This is a genomic window from Bacteroides sp. 1_1_30, assembly GCF_020982715.1.
In the GTDB taxonomy this organism is placed as follows: Bacteria; Bacteroidota; Bacteroidia; order Bacteroidales; family Bacteroidaceae; genus Bacteroides; species Bacteroides xylanisolvens.
Map to the genome: position 1 here is coordinate 1 of NZ_JAJKHN010000035.1, position 22,192 is coordinate 22,192.

19 protein-coding genes are annotated in these 22,192 nt (G+C 43.5%); 10 read left to right on the forward strand and 9 right to left on the reverse strand.

Annotation, left to right across the window (positions count from 1 at the left end):
• Positions 1-98 precede the first annotated feature (98 nt).
• Both LPH68_RS12140 and LPH68_RS12145 read right to left on the reverse strand, forming a co-directional pair.
• Positions 99-3,647 carry an Eco57I restriction-modification methylase domain-containing protein gene (locus LPH68_RS12140; RefSeq protein ID WP_151929107.1) on the reverse strand — a complete coding sequence of 1,183 codons (3,549 nt, stop codon included), beginning with the start codon at positions 3,645-3,647 and terminating at the stop codon, positions 99-101.
• A gap of 195 nt (positions 3,648-3,842) precedes the next feature.
• Positions 3,843-4,010 (reverse strand): hypothetical protein, encoded by a 168-nt coding sequence (locus tag LPH68_RS12145; protein WP_004311262.1) that lies wholly within the window; start codon positions 4,008-4,010, stop codon positions 3,843-3,845.
• 298 nt (positions 4,011-4,308) lie between these two features.
• Between LPH68_RS12145 and LPH68_RS12150 the strand changes: the two genes are divergently transcribed.
• Positions 4,309-4,512, forward strand: a complete 204-nt coding sequence (locus LPH68_RS12150; RefSeq protein ID WP_032849094.1) for a helix-turn-helix domain-containing protein — start codon at positions 4,309-4,311, stop codon at positions 4,510-4,512.
• A 12-nt stretch (positions 4,513-4,524) separates the two neighbouring features.
• Positions 4,525-4,818 carry a helix-turn-helix domain-containing protein gene (locus tag LPH68_RS12155; RefSeq protein WP_004311261.1) on the forward strand — a complete coding sequence of 98 codons (294 nt, stop codon included), beginning with the start codon at positions 4,525-4,527 and terminating at the stop codon, positions 4,816-4,818.
• Between the two features lie 64 nt (positions 4,819-4,882).
• Here the strand turns inward: LPH68_RS12155 and LPH68_RS12160 are convergent, their stop codons facing one another.
• Positions 4,883-6,094 carry a site-specific integrase gene (locus tag LPH68_RS12160; RefSeq protein ID WP_004311260.1) on the reverse strand — a complete coding sequence of 404 codons (1,212 nt, stop codon included), beginning with the start codon at positions 6,092-6,094 and terminating at the stop codon, positions 4,883-4,885.
• 19 nt (positions 6,095-6,113) lie between these two features.
• Positions 6,114-7,343, reverse strand: a complete 1,230-nt coding sequence (locus LPH68_RS12165; protein WP_004311259.1) for a site-specific integrase — start codon at positions 7,341-7,343, stop codon at positions 6,114-6,116.
• A 290-nt stretch (positions 7,344-7,633) separates the two neighbouring features.
• Here LPH68_RS12165 and LPH68_RS12170 point away from each other — a divergent pair, with 290 nt between their 5' ends.
• Both LPH68_RS12170 and LPH68_RS12175 read left to right on the forward strand, forming a co-directional pair.
• Positions 7,634-7,828, forward strand: coding sequence for a hypothetical protein (locus LPH68_RS12170; protein WP_271690650.1), 195 nt, complete (start codon positions 7,634-7,636; stop codon positions 7,826-7,828).
• 374 nt (positions 7,829-8,202) lie between these two features.
• On the forward strand, positions 8,203-11,055 hold the full coding sequence (locus LPH68_RS12175; RefSeq protein WP_151923457.1) for a PL29 family lyase N-terminal domain-containing protein: 2,853 nt from the start codon (positions 8,203-8,205) through the stop codon (positions 11,053-11,055).
• Positions 11,056-11,341: 286 nt separating this feature from the next.
• Here LPH68_RS12175 and LPH68_RS12180 read toward each other — a convergent pair whose 3' ends face one another.
• The 4 genes from LPH68_RS12180 to LPH68_RS12195 form a co-directional block, all read right to left on the reverse strand.
• Positions 11,342-11,839, reverse strand: coding sequence for a GDYXXLXY domain-containing protein (locus LPH68_RS12180; protein WP_151923456.1), 498 nt, complete (start codon positions 11,837-11,839; stop codon positions 11,342-11,344).
• Complete coding sequence (locus LPH68_RS12185; RefSeq protein WP_151923455.1) at positions 11,826-12,800, reverse strand: DUF4401 domain-containing protein; 975 nt, start codon at positions 12,798-12,800, stop codon at positions 11,826-11,828. Before LPH68_RS12185 ends, LPH68_RS12180 begins: the two co-directional genes overlap by 14 nt.
• Positions 12,784-13,701, reverse strand: a complete 918-nt coding sequence (locus LPH68_RS12190) for a DUF2157 domain-containing protein (protein WP_032852997.1) — start codon at positions 13,699-13,701, stop codon at positions 12,784-12,786. Before LPH68_RS12190 ends, LPH68_RS12185 begins: the two co-directional genes overlap by 17 nt.
• A 155-nt stretch (positions 13,702-13,856) precedes the next feature.
• A complete protein-coding gene (locus tag LPH68_RS12195) occupies positions 13,857-15,596 on the reverse strand; it encodes a thiamine pyrophosphate-dependent enzyme (RefSeq protein ID WP_004314000.1) in 1,740 nt (579 codons plus the stop codon).
• Positions 15,597-15,832: 236 nt separating this feature from the next.
• On the opposite strand from LPH68_RS12195, the gene LPH68_RS12200 reads away from it, so the two are divergent.
• The 6 genes from LPH68_RS12200 (at position 15,833) to LPH68_RS12225 (ending at position 21,604) form a co-directional block, all read left to right on the forward strand.
• Positions 15,833-16,051: a winged helix-turn-helix domain-containing protein gene (locus LPH68_RS12200; protein ID WP_004301053.1), complete on the forward strand. Its 219-nt coding sequence runs from the start codon at positions 15,833-15,835 to the stop codon at positions 16,049-16,051.
• A 171-nt stretch (positions 16,052-16,222) separates the two neighbouring features.
• The gene (locus LPH68_RS12205) at positions 16,223-17,236 is read left to right on the forward strand and encodes a low specificity L-threonine aldolase (protein ID WP_118407329.1); all 1,014 of its coding nucleotides are present in this window, start codon (positions 16,223-16,225) and stop codon (positions 17,234-17,236) included.
• 89 nt (positions 17,237-17,325) lie between these two features.
• Entirely contained in the window at positions 17,326-18,525 is a 1,200-nt protein-coding gene (locus LPH68_RS12210) for a BamA/TamA family outer membrane protein (protein WP_192923101.1), read from the forward strand.
• Positions 18,512-20,215 carry a phosphoethanolamine transferase gene (locus LPH68_RS12215; protein ID WP_151923454.1) on the forward strand — a complete coding sequence of 568 codons (1,704 nt, stop codon included), beginning with the start codon at positions 18,512-18,514 and terminating at the stop codon, positions 20,213-20,215. The genes LPH68_RS12210 and LPH68_RS12215 overlap by 14 nt, the downstream gene beginning before the upstream one ends.
• Before the next feature lie 94 nt (positions 20,216-20,309).
• Positions 20,310-21,275 carry a DnaJ C-terminal domain-containing protein gene (locus LPH68_RS12220; RefSeq protein WP_007748510.1) on the forward strand — a complete coding sequence of 322 codons (966 nt, stop codon included), beginning with the start codon at positions 20,310-20,312 and terminating at the stop codon, positions 21,273-21,275.
• Positions 21,276-21,289: 14 nt separating this feature from the next.
• Positions 21,290-21,604: a chaperone modulator CbpM gene (locus LPH68_RS12225; RefSeq protein WP_008025905.1), complete on the forward strand. Its 315-nt coding sequence runs from the start codon at positions 21,290-21,292 to the stop codon at positions 21,602-21,604.
• Positions 21,605-21,716: 112 nt separating this feature from the next.
• Here the strand turns inward: LPH68_RS12225 and LPH68_RS12230 are convergent, their stop codons facing one another.
• Entirely contained in the window at positions 21,717-22,187 is a 471-nt protein-coding gene (locus LPH68_RS12230; protein WP_120067361.1) for a GAF domain-containing protein, read from the reverse strand.
• Between the last annotated feature and the right edge of the window lie 5 nt (positions 22,188-22,192).

Below are 22,192 nucleotides of genomic sequence, written 5' to 3' on the forward strand. Positions count from 1 at the left end.
GCACATACAACGTCCCCGTAACAAGTATCTTGATGTACGCCGTGCCTATCTTGCTTATAGCAAACTGCGTAAACGCAAGAAATCACAGACTCGTATGATTACACGAAGGTTACTTCAGTTATTGGAAAAGTCAATACTGCCAACAGATAATCCAAATGATCGCCTGTCATAATATAACAGGCATTGTTCATTACATAATTGTTGGCATCATATGCAAAAGCCATTTGGTTTCCGATTATTTTCCATACAATTTTTGGCTTAGAAAAATCCTCCCAATAACTGATGCTATCTTGTGTTTCAAACCACTCGTTACTAGTTTTCTTTCGGGCTTTTATTTTTTTGCCATTAACAATATGAGTTTCTCCTGTTTGTTCTAAACGCTCTATGCCAATTGACAGAAGATAATTTTTCACCGCAGGATAACTTTCTATATCATAATGCCGCGAAGGAAATGTGGCTATAATCCACAAGTCCGCCCATTCATATTCATATCTCTTGATATCCCTGCCACGAAGAATCGGTCGTATAAGTTCAGCCGTCCGAACACGTTCATCTTCTGTTTGACAATTCGCTAGTATCTCATCACGCTTTTCGGTAGAAATGATAAAAGCATCATTGAAACCAGTTTTTATCCCATAGTTGATTTGGATGTTCCAATCCTTCAAGGGTATTCCCACAGACTCAATCTTCTGCTTGATGCTCTGTTCAATGGGAGACAATATCACCCATGGGATAGAATCTGCAAAGTTACACTTCACGCCTTGTTGCTGCACGAAATCGCTCAAATTATTCAAGCCATTCGAATCTTGTACCAAACAAGCTTGTGTGTTAAAAATATTTGCTGCTTTTTGAGATAAAAGAATATTTGCTTCTACCGTTATTGCATCGAATATTTTTATACCTGCAAAATCTACCAACATAATAGGATTGGTCTTGCTTGCGAAATAACCTCGCAAGGCTTCACCATACCCTGCACGCATCCATTTATTAGACGTGATATAGCAAAGAAAACCATTGGGAGTAAGCAGGTTCATACCCAACTCATAGAAGAGGCAGTAAATATCACCAGTGCGTGCATAAGTTATGTAACCCATGCATTCTAATACATCGGCACTCTTACCCATAGATTGTAACTGAATGTAAGGTGGATTGCCAATGATACAGTCAAATCCCAAGAAGTTGCCTTCGGCATCGAGTACTTCTGGAAACTCTATACGCCATTCGAATGCACCAAGATAAATTTTGTTGGAGCGTATTTCCTCAAATATATTTTCTAAAGTCGCAATTTCTTTCTTTAAATCGGCAATGCGCTTGTCCGACGCTTTCTTTTCCTTTTTTGTCGGTTCAAACAGTTGAGGCGCTTGTAAGTTTGCCAACTCAGAGCGGCGTTTGTTCAATCTAACCAATCGTGCATCCCGGCGGTTGATCTCTGTTTTCAGTTTCGACTTGATTTCTGTTATAAACGTTTCCAAATCCTGCTTTTCGCTTTTACTTTGGGCATTTTTATATTTAGCTACAGCCTCCTTATATTGGCTGATGCTGATACTAGACTCTCGCAGTACGGTCTGAATACTGTCTGTCAAAGCGAATCGGTGAAGCAAAGAATTTCCACATTTGATGTTAATGTCGATATTTGGTAAGGTTTCTAAATAAGTGTAATTACTTTCAGCCGTATAGTAAGCATTCTTCAACAATTCAATCCACAGTCGTAGGCGGCAAATCTTCACAGAGTTGGGGTTAATATCAACGCCAAATAAACAGTTCTCAATGATTTGACGCTTCTCCTTGAAAAGAGTTTCCTGCATGCGGCGACTTTCCGCATTGAGTGGGTTGTAAGCAAATAAATTACCTTCGGTATCGGTAACAATCAGCTCGTCATTTTCAATGGCAAGTTGATAGTCCGCTTTGCGGATACGCTTACCGGTAGCATCTACCAAAATACCTAATTCGTATTTCAAGAGTATCAGTTCATTGAGAGCAGACACAAGAAAGTGACCCGAACCAACAGCTGGATCACACAGTCGCAAACTGTTAATTAGTTCATTAGCTTCGACTATATTGTCAATATGGTTGTATAGTTCTATACGGGTGGTACAATTCCAGCCATAATAACCATTAAACTTTTGCAACACGGTCTTGGTGATTGCTTCACGGCACATGAACATAGTGATAAAGCCTGGAGTGAATACTGAACCATCCTTGTGACCATTTATTTTCTCGAATATAAGCCCTAAAACAGAAGCATTGATGAGTGTTTTAGCCTCTTCTTGCACTTCTTCACTGCCTTCGCTCGCAAAGTTATAAGCGTCGAGAAAAGCAAACAAATATTGCAGGGTGGGTAATGCGTTGACTTGTAGATTGCGTTTTTTATTTCGTAATACGCTACTCGCCAAGACAGGAAGTACCGTACGTTGTGAAAGGCTGTTTATCTTAATTGTTTTACTTTCCAAATCTGTCACCTCGAAAAGAGAACTGTTAAGATAGGGAACGTAAGCAAAATCACGCATAATGGAGTGTGTGCGGCTGCCCATGTCACGTGCAAGCACTTGGAAAAAGAGTGTGTTGAGATCATCATAGTCATGAATCTTAGTTATTGAAAGAAATTTATAGATTGCATCTCCATTGTGGTATTTCAACATCTGAGCCTCCAACAGTTTCAAGAAAAGGATACGATTCATCCAAGTAATACACAATTCCATTGCAACATTGAATAACCGTTCCTCATAATCATTCCCATACAAACGACCATTTATGTGACGCAAACAATCTTCTGCATCCAGTTGGTTAATAGTATTCTCTAGTAATGAAGCCTCGTCACGCCGTTCCACAGCTTTGCGTACAATCACGGTTTTATTATTCTCTTTGCGTTCCTCAATACCAATAATGTGTAGCAGCTCAGTGTAGAATCCACGGTTGAGCGAATTGCTGTCATTTTGGAACGATAGCTTCAAAAGATGTGTATCGCTGAATATCTTATAAAGTTCGATAAGTTTGCGTGAAGCGCTACTGTCTGTTCTATCAAGCAGGTGTTGATAGTCTTGTAAGTTGAAGTAAGTGTATTCAAGGCTATCTTTCACCTCCTCAATATAGGTTGTTGCAATTTCAGTATAGAAGAAATCGGTTTTGTTACTGGTTTTGCGTCCATCCACAAAGTCTTGAAACTCACGACGTAATTGTTTGTTCTGATAGAATTTGCGTTCAAACTCATGGGCATCAAAAATAAAGAATTCATGAATATTAGTAGCGATGAGATATTTAATATCATTGTTCTTCTTATTGACACGTTCTTTAAGATAGTATAGCAATAATTCCTGCAAAGCCTTACGATTAAGATTGTCATTAGAAATCATCTCACCTTTGTTGGTGGTACTCTTTACTTCAATCAATAACCCTATATTGGACTTGATAGTTTTATCCAATCGGATAGCCAAATCAATATCTTCTTCGGGAGCCATGTAGTATGGCTTGTAGAACGTTTCACTCAGAAAATTACGTAAATGTTCTTTTTGCGTGTGTTCTCTTTGCCCATCCACAATATTGTCTCTCAATGTGCGAAGGGCATTTTTGAATAAGTCAAAATCTGTTGTTTCAATCGCAACCTGTCTATATGCTTTGTTCAAAACTTGATTCGGTTTGAGTAGTCCCATAATGTTTGGTAAATGAGTTAATAAAATACAAAGGTAGTCTAAAAACTTGATAATAAAGAATGAACGTATTGGTTTAACGAAAGTTTGTTCTACTGCCAGCCATTATCAACAAACAATAGCAGCAGTAGATTTGACATGATTCTACTTATTATATTGTAATAGCCAGCCAAAGTAATCTTTTCACATCCGGATCTATCACAGGTTGGATAAGTTGTTAACCTGAAGGTAACCGACCTGATGGTATAGGAACAGGAAGAAGTCTGTAATCATGGCATTTACCCGGATAGAGAAGCCACATTTTTTATTGCCGGACTTCCGGCATTGCCTCATCCATGTGTGAAAAGGAGTTTTTTCTTTCACCACAACGTTCCTTTCACATACCCAAAGGGGGTAGTGGATCCAGACCTGCTTCGGCTTTCTTTTTCCTTCCCATATGACAAAAACCGACTATCCATGACTATTCCTGCCAGTGTGCCGGTCGTGCTTGCCTCTCATGGTTTCTTCCCTTATATTCGCACTGATATTTAAACGAGTTGAAAATATGGAAATATGCTACATCGAGGCCGGTGTCCTTGAGAGGATGCTGGCGCGCGCCGAGAACCTGTCCGCACGTGTGGACAGATTGTATGAGAGAAACCGCTGTAAGGAACCCGGAGAGTGACTGGACGGCCAGGATGTCTGCCTGCGCCTTGACATCTCGCCGCGTACCCTGCAGACTCTCCGCGATACCGGACGGCTGGCGTTCACCCGCCTCCAGCGCAAGTTCTATTACAAGCCCGGGGATGTGGAGAAGTTGATGGTCTACGTCGGCATCAGACGCAAGGAGAAGGAGGTGAGAGAAAGAAGGAAGAACGGAAACCTTTAAAGAGCGGAAGAGATGGAAGGCATTATCGACAAGGAGAACGAACGTGTCCGCAGGTTCTTTGCCCTGCTGGACGACATGGAGAAAAAAGTGGAACGTCTTGCCCGTGACAACCGTCCTCCCTTCAACGGGGAACGGTTCCTGACCGACAGGGAGCTTTCCGGGATGTTGAAGATCAGCCGCAGGTGCCTGCAGGATTACAGGGACCAAGGACGGATTCCCTATATCCAGCTTGGCGGGAAGATCCTGTACAGGCAGTCGGACATCGAGAGGCTGCTGGAGGAGAACTATCACCCTGCATTGGTATAATATCGTATTTAAGTTTAAGGATTGTCGCCGGAATTGCATTTACGATTCCGGCGGCAGTTTTTATTTAGCCTGCGGCTTCCTTGCCGGCCGCGGGCTTTCTTCTTTCCATCAGCCGGTTCATGTCCGAGGATATCTTCCGGTCGGTGACCTGGGCGTAGACCTGCGTGCTGTCGATGTTCGTGTGGCCCATCATCCTGGCGATGCTCTCTATCGGAATACCTGCGGTCAGTGTCAGGGTCCCGAACGAATGCCGGGCCATGTGGTAGGACAGGTTCTCTTTCATGCCTAATGCCACGCCCATTCCATGTACCTCATACCAGAGGACGTCGCGGACCGGCAGCGGGAATACCGGCCTGTCGTCATCCGTGGTGTTGTAAAGCTCCAGTATCTGTCCGGCTATGGGATGCAGCGGGATGAACGCCTCCACGTCCGTTTTGGCGCGGCGGATGCGGATATACCTTCTTCCTTCCGAAGTCGTTCCGATGTGACGGGGATGGAGAGCCCTCGTATCCGCGTAGGCCAGACCGGTCAGCGAGGAGAAGATGAACGTCCTGCGTGCCAGCTCCATCATCGGGTCGGGCAGCGGGGTTTCCATCATCCGCTTCAGTTCACTGCGGCTGATATGCCTTAGTTTAGGTGTTTCTTTCCTCTCGTATGCCACGTCCTCTATCGGATTGGCTCTTAGTATTTCCCGGTCCACGGCGATGTAGATGAGCCGGTTGAGCCAGCACAGGCAGTGGTTCACGTGTCCGTTCCTGTGTCCCAGCTCCTTCTTGAGAAAGACCTTGAACGATTCGGCGAACTCCTCGGTGATGTCCGAAAAGGCGATGTCCTTCATCCCGCGGGATTCGATGAACTGCCTGAGGTTGAGCTGGGTGGTCTTCGACTGGCGGTAGGTGGAAGTGGAGTTGATCTCCTTGGAGCGGACCCTGAGCCGTTCGCGTTCCACCTCTCCGGCCTGCAGGAGGTATTCCGGTACGGAATTGGCGCCTGACACGGTGGTCTTGAGCAGTTCGGCCGTGACCACTCCCTGGTTCCTCAGCAGGTTCCCGTACGCCTCTTCCAACCGGCTGCGGAAGGCGGCAAGGCGGTTGTTCTCCCTGGCTGTTTTGATTTCACACTTCTTGCTGTCCCAGTCCCCGGGTTTGCAATAGACGCCTGTCGTGACTGCCGATTTCTTTCCGTCGATGCTGATCCGGCAGAGGACGGCGGTCGTGCCGTCCGATTTCACCTTGTTACGGTTGATGTAGAATAAGAGCTTGAATGTACTGCGCATGATAATGATTGTTTAGGGATTAAAGGATAAGTTTCAAATCGCGGGTTGCCTCGACGAACCTGTCCATGTCCTCGAACAGCTTCTTCGGGGTTACGCGCGCGTATATCTGGGTGGTCTTTATGTTGGAGTGTCCCAGCATTTTGCAGATGGTCTCTATCGGCACTCCCTCCTCGAGCGTGACCAGCGAGGCGAAAGAATGCCGTCCCATGTGGTAGACAAGGTCCTGGCTCAGCCCTGCCATCAGGCGCAGGGATTTCATATTGGCCCTGAGCGTGTGGTAGTCCTGCGGCGGGAAAAGAGTCTCGCGGGTATCGTCCCGGTATTTCTCAATCAACGCGACGGCTTCCGGAAGCAGCTTGACACGTCCGAGGTAGTCGGTTTTCTTTCGCTGGTATTTCAGCCAGAGGCTGCCCTCGTCATCCCGGAAGAGGTTCTTCCGGGTGATGCTTACCGCATCGGCATAGGCGGTGCCGGTGTAACAGGCGAAGAGGAAGAGGTCCCGGGTGATGACATGTGACCTGCGTTTTTCCGGTATCTCCAGATCACGCAGCTTCTCGAAATTCTCACGGCTGAGTGCTTTCGGTGTTGTCTCCTTCTGCTTGGGCAGCTTGAAGTGGCAGAAATGGTATTTCTCCGAGTGGCCCTCCTTGTAGGCGATGCGGCAGATCTTTTTCAAGATGGCCAGGTAGCCGCGAAGCGTGTCCACGGCATATCCCTTTTCCAGAAGGATGAAATCCTGATAGTCGCGGATGAACTGCTCGTTGAGCTGCCCGAAGACAAGGTCCGGAACCTTGAATTTCGCCTTGATGAATTCGGAAAGCGTGCGGTAGGTGAAGAGGTAGGTCGAGAGTGTGGTGGGCGCACGGTCCACACCGACACGGGCCTTCATTTCCCCGTTATGCCGGTCGAGAAGTTTGAGCAGGGTCATCTGCATGCCCGCATTGCCCTGGAACATGTCCCTGACCGCGGCGGCATCGAAATCCCTTTTTCTTTCCATGAGGGAATTGAAGGCCGAGTGTACGGCAAGCAGCAGTCTTTCTATTTTTTCATTGGTCTCCACCGCTTCCCGGCTCTTGCCGTTCAGCCGGCTCTCACGCGCGTTCCACAGCCCGGGGGTGCAGGAGAGCTTGCAGCTGAACTGCGCCATCGTGCGGTTGAGGGTGATCCGTCCCATGATCGGGGCTTTGCCGGTCTTGTCCGGCTCGCTCTTTTTCAGGTAGAGCAGCACCTTGAATTTTTCCACTTTCATAACGCTCTTTTTTAGGTTGTAAAAATACTCCTTTGAAAAGCGTCCTTTGGCATGCAAAACATTGAGAAACAGTGAATACAAATCCGCTTTGTTCTTATCGGTAAAAATTCGGTTACCTGCCGTCGTTTCCGAAACAGGCGGCTAACAGTCTGGTAACTGAAACGTCGCAATATTTTGTTTTCTTTTGCAGGTCTGTCTGTTCTGCAATTCTCGCAAAATGCTTAATTATAAACGTTTTACGTTTAATTATCGTCATTCTGTTTTTTATTGCATTTCTAAATATTACTTACATGGCACGTCACACTTGGGCTACGACAGCCTATTATTGTGAGATTCATCCGGGTATTATTTCCGAAGCAATGGGACACTCTTCCATCACTGTGACTGAAACGTATCTGAAGCCTTTCAGGAATAAGAAAATAGATGAAGCTAATAGACAGGTCGTTGATTTTGTGAAGCGTACTATTAGTGGATTAATCGCTTGATAAATAGTCTGTTACTTTGTAGGTAACGGGAATAAATACCGGTGCAAATATGAGCATATTTCTTAAAACAACCAAACGAAATCATACATTTTTTCTAATAAACCACTCAAAAAAGGAATAGGACAGATAAAACACGCGGATTCTTTGTATTAGGGCTTTGTTAACTTCTAAATTTTGCACAAGATTTCCCCTCCCCGCTACTTGCTTTCAAAAGCAGGGGTAAAAAAGTTTCGTAGCATATCGTATCGTTTTTCAGTATTGACTACTCCCGAAGAGCAGGACAAAGGTTCTTCCGTTACCTACAAAGTAACGGGCATGCTATTATTGAAACTTAGTGTTTAATAATATATTATTAATGTAATTTTTAAGTAGTTATGAAAAGAAAATTTGTAAAAGTGATGTTCTTCGGGGCGTTGGCACTTTCTACTGTCACCTATGTAGGCTGTAAAGACTATGATGATGACATCGACAATCTGCAAACACAGATTGATGCTAATAAGGCTAGCATCGCTGATCTGCAGAAATTTGTAGATGCTGGTAATTGGGTGAAGAGTGTAGAACCTGTTACTGGTGGATTCAAGGTAACATTTAACGATGGAAAATCTTATAGTATCATAAATGGTGCTAAAGGTGATAAGGGTGACAAGGGTGATACAGGTGCTCCGGGAGTAGCTGGTGGACAGGGAACTCCGGGATCGAAAGTGACTATTGATCCGGAGACCGGAGAATGGTTGATTGATAAAAAAGGTACCGGATGGTATGCAAAAGCCACAGACGGACATTCACCTTACATCGCGGATGGAACTAATGGTGATAAAGGCTATTGGTATTTTGGGGATGATAAGGCTAATGATGGAAAGGGCGGTTTCGTAAAAGGAGATAAAGCACAAGGCGACCGCGGCGAAGTCACGGAAGGAACAAATGGCAAGTCTCCTTATATTGAAGATGGATACTGGTATTATTATGATGATGCCGCCGGCAAATTTGTAAAAGGTTCTCAGGCTGCAGGTACAGACGGAGTATCTCCTTTCATTGACGAAGATGGTTATTGGTGTTATTGGGATATCAATGCTGAAAATGAAGACGGAACTAAAGGTAAGTTAGTACGTGGAGATTATGCCCAAACAAGTGTATATGTTGTTGAAGCAGCAGACAGACCAGCATGGGAACTTCATGTCGGTGCACTTAATGAAGATGGAACTTATACTGATAAAACTATTATATTGCCAACAGCAGATAAATTGTCAAGTATGACTGTTGTGTCAATTGCTGATGGAAAAATTAGTGAAGGTATGAGTGAGGTAACAATGTATTATGGTATATTGGCTAAAGGTACTACTGTTAAGTTCCATAATGTAACTTATGGTTCTACAGAAAAAGCTACTACTTTAGTTGGTGCAAATAGCTCTGTAATGCATGCATTAATCAATCCGGTTAGTGTTGACTTCTCTGAATATCCTGTTGAATTGATTAATTCTCATGGGGAGGTTTGTTATACAGTTCTATCAAAAGAAAAGAATCTTTCTGAAAATCCTTTAACCACCCGTGCGGATGGCGAAAAGAAATGGAATCAGGGAATTTATGATCTTACAGTTTCTTTGATTGCTGATAAAGCAGCCGATAATAGTTTGAATAATAAAGCGATAGCTTATGCTTTACGTGCTAAAGATGCTTGGGGAAATAATATCATATCAAATTATGATGTGAAGGTTATTGCTAAAAATGAGGCTTTGGATATTACTAATAAAGAAGTAGATGTGGTTTATACATCATCTGCAAAACTTGATGAATTGTTTGCTGCTGAATTGTCCAAAGTTGCAGCTCATTATTATTCTATTGAAAAGGCTGATTTGGAAGCTATTGGTGCTGTATTTGACGAAGCTACAAATACTATTTCCTCACCTACAAAACAAGGTACTATTGAAGTGAAAGTTAATTACTTGAAAACAGACGGTACAAAAGTTGAAGGAGGTAATGCTAAAACCTTTACAGTGAACTTTACTTATGACACGGGTGCTGATATTACTATCGCTGATGCTGTTGTTTGGAATCTGACTAAGGGTGCAGATGCCACAGATCCTTCAAATAATACCTCTGATCTTGTTGTTAACTCAACCGATGATTTATTCGCTATTCTGAACAAAGAGTTTACTGGCAAGAAGAAACCTACTGTAAGATTGAAGAGCATTGGATTTGCCGCTGGAGATAAGATTTCTGTTAATGGCAATGAGTATGCTTATGAAAGTGGTTCTATTGATCTTGTTGGTGAGCAACCTGTTACTATAACAGATAATAAAGGTAAAGTTACAGGATATAAGATTGCCTTCCAATTTAATCCGACTATGGTTGCAGCTGTAATGCATAATGCTGTTTTGGAAATTATTAATCCGGACTATCAACCAACATTGGGAGATGAAGTAATTAAGAAGGTAAATGTGAAAGTGGAAGTTAAGAATGCAGGTATATTTGCATTTACACCGTTAAGTGCTTATTTCACAAGTTCTGAAACTGCTATTGCTTATGGTACCCCTGATAAATCTAATGCAGTTGTAAATCAAGACTTGTATGCACTCTTTGATGAAATGAGCGCTGAAGATAAGGGACATATATCTTTTGATGAGAAAGCTCCTAACTTTGGTACTGATGATAATCCGGAAATGGGTGCAAATTGGTTAGTTAACAAAACAAACTCTGTAATTGCAGTTCCGTTGTACAAATCAACTAAGAATGATGGTGTATATTCAACGCGTCGTATGACTATTGCATACCAGCCGTTTGGAAATAAACGTTTGGCTACAATTTCTAAAGAGTTTAACTTAACTGTAAGATCTGCAATCAAAGAAGGTTCACATCCTGATATTGCTGCTAGTAAAGCTAAAGTATTGTCAATAAAGGAATCTGAAAAATTATTCAAGATTAAACCTGCTGATTTTACTGTTAAAGATGTAAAAGACGTTGCCGTGACAATTGCTAAGACAAGTAGAGATAGTAGAGTTACAGATGTTACTATAGAACTAAGTTCAGAGATTGCCAAATATGCTGAAATAGCCGGGGCAACTTCTACTCCCGTTGCGTTTGAAGGTGAATTAACTGTACAATTGAAAGCTACTACCCTATCCATTGCATCTAAAGTTGAAGGTTATGCTTTAGTGAAGATTACAGATACATGGGGAGCTGTTACAGAAGTTAAATGTCCGATAGTAATGAAAGCTGATGGAGCTAACTAAGTAACTATAAAAAGAAAACCCTTCTTCACCTTGTGTGAAGAATACGCCGAGAAGAAACAGAGTGAAGGATTTGGCTTGTGAAAGTCAATCCTTCCAATTCTGTTCTTCTTATAGAAAGGGATACCTCCCTTATTTCCCACAGGTATCCCTTTTTTTTATTTCATAACGTCTCCTTATTTGCACTAGAACCCAATTTGCTAGTCCCTTATTTCCCTATAGATTAAGGAGATGTTTTGAGAATATAGAAAGCCCGGGCTTGCGAAAGTCCGGGTTTTCTTATTAGTCTTTATTTATCGGATTGAATAAGATGAAAGTCCCCATCATACAATCCCACGAGTAAGCTTTGCCCTTTATCATCTACTTTCAGTCCGCCATATACGGCTTTTTGATAAAGAGTATCCTGTCCTTCTTCAAAGAAGAAAGATTCGGCGCCGAGGAAGAGGCGTCTATTTATTATTTTATATTTGATGACTAGCTCATTGTCGTTTACAGGTTCCAACGTATTTTGTAATCGTACAATTTCTCCTACCTGATTACTGTCCGTTCGGAGTATAGCATAACCGCGTGTGTCGGTTTGCTCATCTGGCAGATTTGATGAGGCTTCTTTGTAGTTAAGTCTCATATAGTCTCCTTGCATAAGAGAGCGGGGATCGACGGGGGCTAGCTGTAACAAAACCAACTGTCCGTCTTTCAAGGTTTGCTCTTTCTGATAAACCGACCAGTTGAAATACCCCAATAGCAGTATCAGGTTTGCGATAATCAATATTCGGCTATACTTTTTCATGTCTTGTTCTTTTTTGAGTGAAGAAATACCAGGCTGCAATACATGCAATTCCGATGAAGAAAAGCGTTATAGATTTTGTGAGCAAGCTCAAATTCAAATCATAATAATATTTGGAAACAGCATAGATAAAGAGAAGGAGCGAGGCAGCACACTCCGCTTTGTAACCATAATGGAAACATATTAAAATTAGTAACAAACTACCGGATAAATAAGGAGCAAACACGGTGGGCAGACAGATAACAATACAAAGAATATAGATACCAATCTGGTTCACCGGATGATCCACTTTCATGACCTGCATGATTCGTTGAACCATTATAAGAATACCGATCCATATACAAACAGACAGTATGCAGGATACAAGCCAGCTATTTGTTTCTGATATCAGATAATTGATTGATAATCCTCCCAGTGAGACGATACCGGATATGAATAATCCGAAATGAAATGGTTTGTATTTGGAAAAGTAATTCTCTGTTCCTATACATTCAAACAACTTAGTTTCAAAGATGTTGGCAAATAAAAATAGTGCAAGGATAGGAACTACAGCTATTTGCAAGGGATAAAACGAAGAAAAGACATGGGCGGCTTCTCCGAAGAAAGATATATTAAACAGAATGACTGAAAGAAAGGGGAGGATAAACCCTCTTGATAACAAGAATGTGAGAATACTGATTCCCATAAGTGTAGTGAAGAGGATATTAATGCTGGCATTTATACCAAAACCAATCAATACACACCCGGCTATGTATAAAGTGATGTTCATTGCATCCAGAAAAGACCGAATCACCATGCGGCTGATTGTTAGGGTAGTGAGAATTAATATACTTCCTACAATCAGGCAAGAAATATCGGAGCGGAGGATTCTGGCAAGTGCCAGAAATCCCAGAAAGAAAATAGCCGTCAGGATTCCTCCGATAATAGATACGGCTTGAATGGTGAGGTTATGCTTCTGTGCCATACCATTGCTTTTTTAGATGAAGAATGATGTAAATGAGTAAAGTTGTTCCGGTGATGACAATAACCCCTCCGTAGAAGAATATCTGAACATCCCTAAGACCGCTTTGTGATATGAATGTAGTCAATAGAATCATTAACGCAGCAAACGGAATGATAGCCAGATAGAACAGGCTTTTTACTTTCCATCCATACCAAAGTCCCGCAGAGAATAAAAGGAGGGTGCTTATGAGAGGAACAGACAATATGGCATTCTCTTCGCAGATTGCCATCATTAACAGAAAACTGGTATGTATAATAGTAGCCAGTGAAAGAAGACTGACAAACCAGCGATTGTTTCTGTCCAAATGACCTTTTACACTCATCCATTCCGTGATGATCGTTGTTAAGGCACATATCCAGGTTACTGCATTGGCCAGCAAAGTCATTTCCCAGGAGTTGGCACTGGCAATCTGTATATTGTACAACCATATCGTAGTACAAAGTAATCCGATGAACGTCAGCCATAACGGAGCGAAACGGATAGCAACCGCCCAGAGAATAGTGAAGAGAGTCCATCCCAGGAAAAGATCGTAAGCATCGGCTCCCGTTTGGTAGATTTGTCCGAAGACAGCGAAAAGCGTGCCTATCAGGAATGTAGCTTCGGTCAGGAGAATTTGTTTGACGAGCTTATTCCAATGCGTGAATGTAGCGAGCAGGACAGAAGCTACTAATAACACTTCTACTATTCCTAACTTTGCAAATTTGGGTAATTCCTCCCAGTTGTAGGCAAAGAAGAAGATAATTCCTGCCACTGTAAAACCAACGCCCACTGCCAATAAAAAAATAGAAAGGAATTGATTCCATTGTTTTTTATCTGCGTACAGCGCTTGTCGGGATAAAGGCGAAGAGTCGGTCTTTTCCATGTGTTTTTGCTTTTTGATGATTACAAACATAAGAAAATAAAATGATTATCACCTCAAGATAGACTATAAAAAGGTATGACTTACCTTATTGAAATTGACAATAATAGTAGGTCATACCTTGAGAGAGGTTATGAAAATATTCAAAATAGAATAACTTAAAATACCTCCCGTATATGTTTAAAGTTAGAATTGATCGTATCAATCACTTCTTGTGAACGGCCGTTGATTAACAACTTATACATTGACTGTGCAAAGCCCACCATTTGCCCGAATTCAATTTTAGGAGGCATGGCTAGTGCGTTCGGATCGGTCATGATATTAACAAGTACCGGACCATCCAACTCGAATGCATTCAATAAAGTAGTCAACACTTCTTCCGGATCGCTGACATTAAACCCGGTCATTCCCATTGCTTCGGCCACTTGGGCGAAGTCAGGATTCAACATGTTCGTTTGCCAGTCCGGCAATCCGTCCACTTCCATTTCCAACTTCACCATTCCCAATGAACGGTTGTTGAATACGATAATTTTAATTGGTAACTTATATTGTACAACGGTTTCCAAGTCTCCTAAAGTCATAGACAAGCCACCATCTCCGCAAAGCGCCACTACCTGGCGATCCGGATAAGCTAGTGCGGCACCGATGGCTTGCGGCAAAGCATTTGCCATAGAACCATGATTGAAAGAACCCAGCATGTGGCGTTTGCCTGTCGCTTGCAGATAACGTGCTCCCCACACACAAGTCATTCCCGTATCTACTGTGAACACAGCATCGTCCGAACTTAGTTTGTCTATTTCGGACATCACATATTCGGGATGAATCTTATTTACGTCGCCTTTATCTTCCGTGTAAGCAGCCAGATCCTTCTTTACGCCTTCATATCTTTTGAGTTGTTTCAACAGGAACGAATCATCTGTCTTCGGATTCAGCATACGCAATAGACTTTGGATGCTCAGTTTAACATCACCGCAAAGTCCGATATCCACCTTTGCACGACGTCCCAGACGTTCGGGCTTTATATCAATCTGTGCTATCTTGATGTCATCCGGCAGGAAAGCAGAATACGGAAAGTCAGTGCCGAGCATGAGAAGCACTTCGGCTTCATGCATACTGTAATATCCCGAAGGCATTCCCAACAATCCCGTCATACCCACTTCATACGGATTCTCATATTGCACCTCCATCTTTCCTTTGAAAGTATATACCACCGGAGCATTCAGCTTCTCGGAAAGCGCGATTACTTCCTCGTGAGCTCCCCGGCAACCGATGCCGCAGAAAAGAGTGATACGTGTATGTTTGTTTAATAAGTCGGCCAATTGAGCCAAATCTTCTTCCGACGGGCAAACCTCCGGTGGGGCAGGATAGTTCCGGATCGACGAGTCGACAGCAACGGCAGAAGCCTTTGCCAAGTCTCCCGGCAGCCCGATGACGGACACCCCTTTACGGGTGACAGCCGTTTGTATGGCCGATTGGAGCATACGTGGAAATTGCTTGGGAGTAGTGGCTACTTCATTATAATAACTGCAATCGTTAAAAAGTTTGATTGTATTCGTCTCCTGAAAATATTCCGTACCGAATTCTCCGGTAGGAATCGTAGAAGCGATGGCGATTACCGGTGCCCCGGAACGGTGCGCGTCATACAAACCGTTGATAAGATGAACGTGTCCTGGTCCGCTACTTCCCGCGCAGCATCCCGGACGGCCGGTCAGTTGTGCTTCTGCAGCAGCGGCATACGCTCCTGTCTCTTCATGGCGCACATGTATCCATTTTATTTGATCGTTTTTTCTGACTGCTTCGTTTACCTCATTCAGACTGTCGCCTGTTACGGCGTAAATGCGTTCAACTCCGGATTTAACCAAAGTATCTATCAGTTGTTCTGCTATTTTTTTTGCCATAGCTGTAATTGGTTTAGGATTGATTTTTATGTAATAACAGATGTCTGCAAGGAAAAGTTCTAATTTAACATATGCTAATAACGCCTTTGTGTCGGGACACATCACCGCTTTTATGTTAAAAATAATTTTGTAACAACTTTTTAGTAAAGACGTATAAACAATTGCAATATCCTTTTGTTATCTTTATAGGCGAAATCTTAACCTAATGTATTAAACCTCTTAATTACTCTAGAAAAATGAATAGAAATGAAATCGGTGTAAATGCCGGTAAGGTTTGGCAACTGCTTAGCAATAACGAAAAGTGGAGCTACGGACTTCTGAAGAGAAAATCCGGGTTGAAAGATAAAGAGCTGGGTGCCGCTTTAGGGTGGTTGTCAAGAGAGAGCAAGATTGAGTTCGATCAGTGTGATGAAGAACTCTATGTATATCTCTGTGTGAATGTTTATATTGGCTAAAAGAATTTGGCACTTTAACGAAAACAGCAGAATCTCCGGAGGGATGACAGCCCGGTCAGCCCTTCGGAGATTCCCGTTTTTTATCCTTTTTCCTTTTAATGTATCTTCCTTTCAATTGATTTCCGGAAATAATTCTGTTACTTTGCACCACGAATTAAAATGCAAGAAACAATGAGAAGTTTTGCCTCTGACAATAATTCCGGTGTGCATCCGTTGGTAATGGAAGCCTTGAACCGGGCCAATATAGACCATTCTTTAGGATATGGCGATGACAAATGGACAGAAGAAGCCGTAGCGAAGATTAAAGAAACCTTCACCCCGAACTGTGTCCCTTTGTTTGTATTCAACGGAACAGGCAGCAATGTAGTAGCATTGCAACTGATGACCCGCCCGTATCATTCTATCTTTTGTGCGGAAACTGCTCATATCTATGTCGATGAGTGTGGCTCTCCCGTGAAAATGACAGGTTGTCAGATTCGCCCGATTGCTACTCCCGACGGTAAACTTACCCCGGAATTGATGCAACCTTACCTGCACGGTTTCGGCGACCAACACCATTCGCAACCTAGAGCTCTCTACATCTCCCAATGTACCGAACTTGGCACCATCTACACTCCCGAAGAGTTGAAACGCCTGACTGACTTTGCCCATCTGAATGGTATGTATGTACACATGGACGGAGCCAGAATAGCCAATGCCTGTGCCGCCCTGAATCTTTCCCTTAAAGAACTGACGGTGGATTGCGGAGTCGATATTCTTAGTTTCGGCGGAACGAAGAACGGACTGATGATGGGAGAGTGCGTGATTGTATTTAATAAAGACCTGCAACCGGAAGCCCGTTTCATCCGTAAGCAATCCGCCCAGCTCGCTTCGAAGATGCGTTACCTCTCTTGCCAGTTTACGGCATACCTCACTGACGACCTTTGGCTGAAGAATGCCAGCCACGCCAATGCGATGGCTGCCAAACTTCGTGCGGAATTAGAGAAACTGCCCGAAGTCACTTTTACTCAAAAAGCCGAGAGCAACCAACTATTCCTCATCCTGCCCCGCCCGGTTATCGACCGGATGCTGGAGTCTTATTTCTTTTATTTCTGGAACGAAGAGAAGGATGAAATCCGTTTGGTAACTTCTTTTGATACGACAGAAGAAGATGTTGACGAGTTTATAGGACTTTTGAAACGTTAAAAAGGAAATTCAGGACAACAAAAGCCTCTGAAACTCTGTTGTAATAAGAAGTTTGAAACTAACTTTGTCCGCAAAGTTTTCTACTTCTTATGATTATGAATACTAGACAGAACAGGCTAATCATATTCGCGCTTTTGTTGTTGACACAAACCCCGTTGGGCGCACAGCTGCATTCTACTAAAATTGAACTGCCGGAGGATTCTATATCTGCAACCATGGAAGATTCCATTCCGGCAAAGCGCAGCTTCTTTAAAAAGTTTCTTGATTACTTCAATGACGCCAATAAGGAAAAAAAGAATAAAAAGTTTGATTTCAGTGTGATAGGTGGTCCTCACTACTCCAGTGACACCAAGTTCGGACTCGGACTGGTGGCAGCCGGACTATATCGCACCGATCGGAACGATTCGCTTCTTCCTCCCTCCAATGTCTCTCTTTACGGAGATGTGTCGACGGTCGGCTTCTACCTGTTGGGAATCCGTGGGAACCATCTGTTTCCGCAAGACAAATACCGCTTTAATTACAATCTCTATTTCTATTCTTTCCCCAGCCTGTATTGGGGACGGGGATATGACAATGGAGCCAACTCTGATAATGAAAGCGACTATAAACGTTTTCAAGCACAGGTGAAAGTTGATTTTATGTTCCGGCTGGCAAAGAACTTCTACATCGGCCCGATGGCCATATTTGATTATATTGACGGACGGGACTTTGATAAACCGGAACTATGGGAAGGGATGGCGGCACGGACCACCAATACCAGCCTGGGACTTTCCCTCCTTTACGATTCACGTGATTTCCTGACAAATGCATTTCACGGCTACTACTTGCGGATAGACCTGCGATTCAGCCCGGCTTTTCTCGGCAATAAATATGCGTTTAGCAGCACAGAACTGACTACCAGCTATTATCAGCCCGTATGGAAAGGCGGAGTGCTGGCAGGACAATTCCACACATTGCTCACCTATGGCGATACCCCGTGGGGATTGATGGCAACGCTGGGAAGCTCTTACTCCATGCGCGGATATTACGAAGGACGCTATCGGGACAAAGGAGCAATGGATGCGCAAATAGAACTCCGGCAACACGTCTGGAAACGGAATGGAATAGCAGTATGGGCAGGAGCGGGAACGATTTTTCCACGACTCTCCGAGTTTACTCCGAAGCATATTCTGCCTAATTATGGTTTCGGTTATCGTTGGGAGTTTAAGAAGAGAGTAAATGTACGTTTGGATTTAGGGTTTGGCAAACACCAGACCGGATTTATTTTTAATATCAATGAAGCTTTTTAAGAATATAAAGAATTGGTTGGAGAATCAGGAACATCTGTTTTATCTGTTCCTCTTCATCTTGATAGTACCCAACCTTGTGCTCTGTTTGACAGAGCCTTTATCGTTGATGGCAAAGGTGTGTAATGTGCTTTTGCCTTTCGGCTGCTATTATCTGTTGATGACTTTGTCGAGAAACTGTGGCAAGATGCTTTGGATTTTATTCCTGTTCCTGTTTTTCGGAGCCTTTCAGATTGTATTGCTTTATTTGTTCGGCCAGTCCATTATCGCTGTCGATATGTTTCTGAACTTGGTGACTACCAATTCGAGTGAAGCCCTCGAATTGCTTGATAATCTCACACCTGCCATTATTGCTGTCATCATACTCTACGTACCTGCCCTGATATTAGGGACCATTTCAATTGTACGCAAGCGGAAACTCACGGCAGAATTTATCCGCAGAGAACGGAAGAGAGCCTCCATAGTCTTTGGAATCTCCCTCCTTAGCCTTGTCGGAGCATATATGCAGGACCCGGGATATGAGTTGAAGTCCGATTTATATCCGCTGAACGTGTGTTATAACGTAGGTCTTGCCTTCCAACGAACCGCCTTGACGCAGAATTATCACCGTACTTCGAAGGACTTTACTTTCCATGCCCTGCCTACGCATCCGAAAGAGAAACGGGAAGTATACGTAATGGTCGTAGGAGAAACCTCCCGTGCCCTGAACTGGCAACTGTATGGTTACGAACGTGAAACAAACCCGCTCTTATCCCGGCAATCGGGTCTGATTGCTTTCCCGAAAGTACTGACAGAGTCGAATACGACACATAAAAGTGTCCCCATGTTGATGTCGGACGCTACCGCTTGCAACTACGACTCTATCTATCATCAGAAAGGAATCATCACCGCTTTCAAAGAGGCAGGTTTCCGGACAGCCTTTTTCTCCAACCAACGTTACAACCATTCGTTTATCGACTTCTTCGGAATGGAAGCCGATACGTACGATTTTATAAAAGAAGATTCTGTCAGTTCCTCCTATAATCCTTCTGACGACGAACTTCTGAAATTGGTGGAGCAGGAACTGGCTAAAGGTGCGACGAAACAATTTATCGTGCTCCACACCTACGGTTCTCACTTTAATTACCGCGAACGTTACCCGTCGGAAAGTGCTTTCTTTACGCCCGATTATCCGATGGAAGCAGAAAGAAAATACCGGGATAACCTGGTCAATGCCTATGACAACTCCATCCGTTATACGGACGGTTTCTTGTCACGCCTTATCCACATGTTGGAAAAACAGCAGATAGATGCCGCTATGCTCTACACTTCCGATCATGGTGAGGATATTTTCGACGATTCCCGCCATCTGTTCCTCCACGCTTCTCCCGTACCTTCTTATTATCAACTTCACGTGCCGTTCCTCATCTGGATGTCCGACAACTACCTTGAAACCTATCCCGAACATTGGAAAAATGCTGTGGATAATAAGGATAAGAATATTTCTTCCAGCAGCTCTTTCTTCCCGACCATGTTGTCTTTAGCCGGAATAGAAACTCCTTACCGGGATGATTCGCAATCTGTAACGGCTCCGCACTACGTCCTAAAACCGAGAGTTTATCTGAACGATCACAACGACCCCCGTCCGTTGGATGATTTGGGTATGAAGAAGCAAGACTTCCGGATGCTGGAAAAGAGGAATATCAAGTATTAAGTATTAGGTATTAATCCTTGTTAATTTTTGCATCCAAAAGCGGGATTGGCGTGTTATTTGCCGTATGATGTATGAACGATTAAATTCATAAAACATGGCCTATATAGATTATTACAAGATTCTTGGAGTAGACAAAAGTGCTTCGCAGAATGATATCAAAAAGGCTTTTCGTAAGTTGGCCCGGAAATATCACCCTGATTTGAATCCTAATGACCCTAGTGCAAAGGATAAATTTCAGGAAATCAACGAAGCCAATGAAGTACTAAGTGATCCAGAGAAACGTAAAAAGTATGATGAGTACGGAGAACATTGGAAACATGCCGATGAATTCGAAGCGCAGAAACGTGCACAGCAACAAGCCGGAGGCTATGGCGGTGCGGGAGGTTTCGGCGGATTCGGTGGTGCAGGTCAAGGTTTCTCCGACGGTAACGGAAGTTATTGGTATAGTTCCGATGGAGAGGGATTCTCCGGTGGCAATGCCAGTGGATTTTCAGATTTCTTCGAATCCATGTTCGGACATCGGGGAGGAAGAGGACAAGGCTCTGCGGGATTCCGCGGACAGGACTTTAATGCCGAACTTCATCTTTCCCTTCGTGATGCTGCTCAAACGCATAAGCAGATATTGACCGTCAATGGTAAACAAGTGCGTATCACCATTCCTGCCGGTGTAGCCGACGGACAGGTTATTAAACTGAAAGGCTACGGAGCCGAAGGTGTCAACGGAGGACCTGCGGGCGACTTGTACATTACGTTTGTGATAGCCGAAGACCCGGTGTTCAAACGCCTGGGCGACGACCTGTACGTAGATGTGGAAGTAGACCTTTATTCTGCTGTATTGGGAGGTGAGAAAGTAATCGACACGCTGGACGGTAAAGTGAAACTGAAGATAAAACCGGAAACGCAGAACGGTACGAAAGTCCGCCTGAAAGGTAAAGGATTCCCGGTTTATAAGAAGGAAGGACAATTCGGTGACTTGATTGTGACCTATTCCGTCAAGATTCCTACGAACTTGACCGACAAACAGAAAGAGTTGTTCCGTCAATTACAGAGTATGAACTAAAATGAATGAGCACTATGCAGACCGAATTAATTATTGTCAGTGAATACTGTCACAAATGTCATATTGAGCCTTCATTCATCGACTTGTTGGAAGAGGGCGGTTTGATTAACGTACATACCGAAGGCGGCGAACATTATCTGCTTTTGTCGGAACTCCCGAACGTGGAGCGTTACAGCAGAATGTACTACGACTTATCCATCAATATGGAAGGTATCGATGCCATTCATCATTTACTGGAAAAGATGGAAGATATGAGACGCGAAATGAGTTCGCTTCGCAAACAACTTCTACTGTACCGGGAACGGGAAATAGAAGATATGGACTGGTAAAAAAATAGAGCCTCTGTTTGACCTGAACAGAGGCTCTATTTATAGTAAACAGAGGCTCTGATTCACTCAATCAGAGCCTCTGTTTTTTCAGGACGTTTGCATGGTTGTCAACTTATCCAATATACGTACAAATCTCTTCCAGATAGCGTGCGTCGATGGTGTCGAAACTATCTAGTTCATTACTGTCAATATCCAGCACTCCAACAACTTCACCTTGTTGGAGGATCGGTACTACTATTTCCGATTTCGAGTCCGAACTACAAGCAATGTGTCCGGGAAACTGTTCTACGTCAGGTACAATCAGTGTCCGGGCCTCTTTCCAAGCTGTGCCGCAAACCCCTTTGCCGAGGCGGATGCGGGTGCAGGCAATGGGACCCTGAAACGGACCCAGTACGAGTTCATCCTCTTTCACAAGGTAAAAGCCTACCCAAAAGAAACCGAAAGTCTGTTTGAGCGCTGCTGCCACGTTGGCAAGATTGGCTATGAGATCCGTTTCCGTACTTACCAGAGCGTGTAGTTGCGGAAGTAACTCCCGGTATTTCTCTTCCTTATTTCCTGTGCCGATGATTAAATTCTCTGCCATCTCTT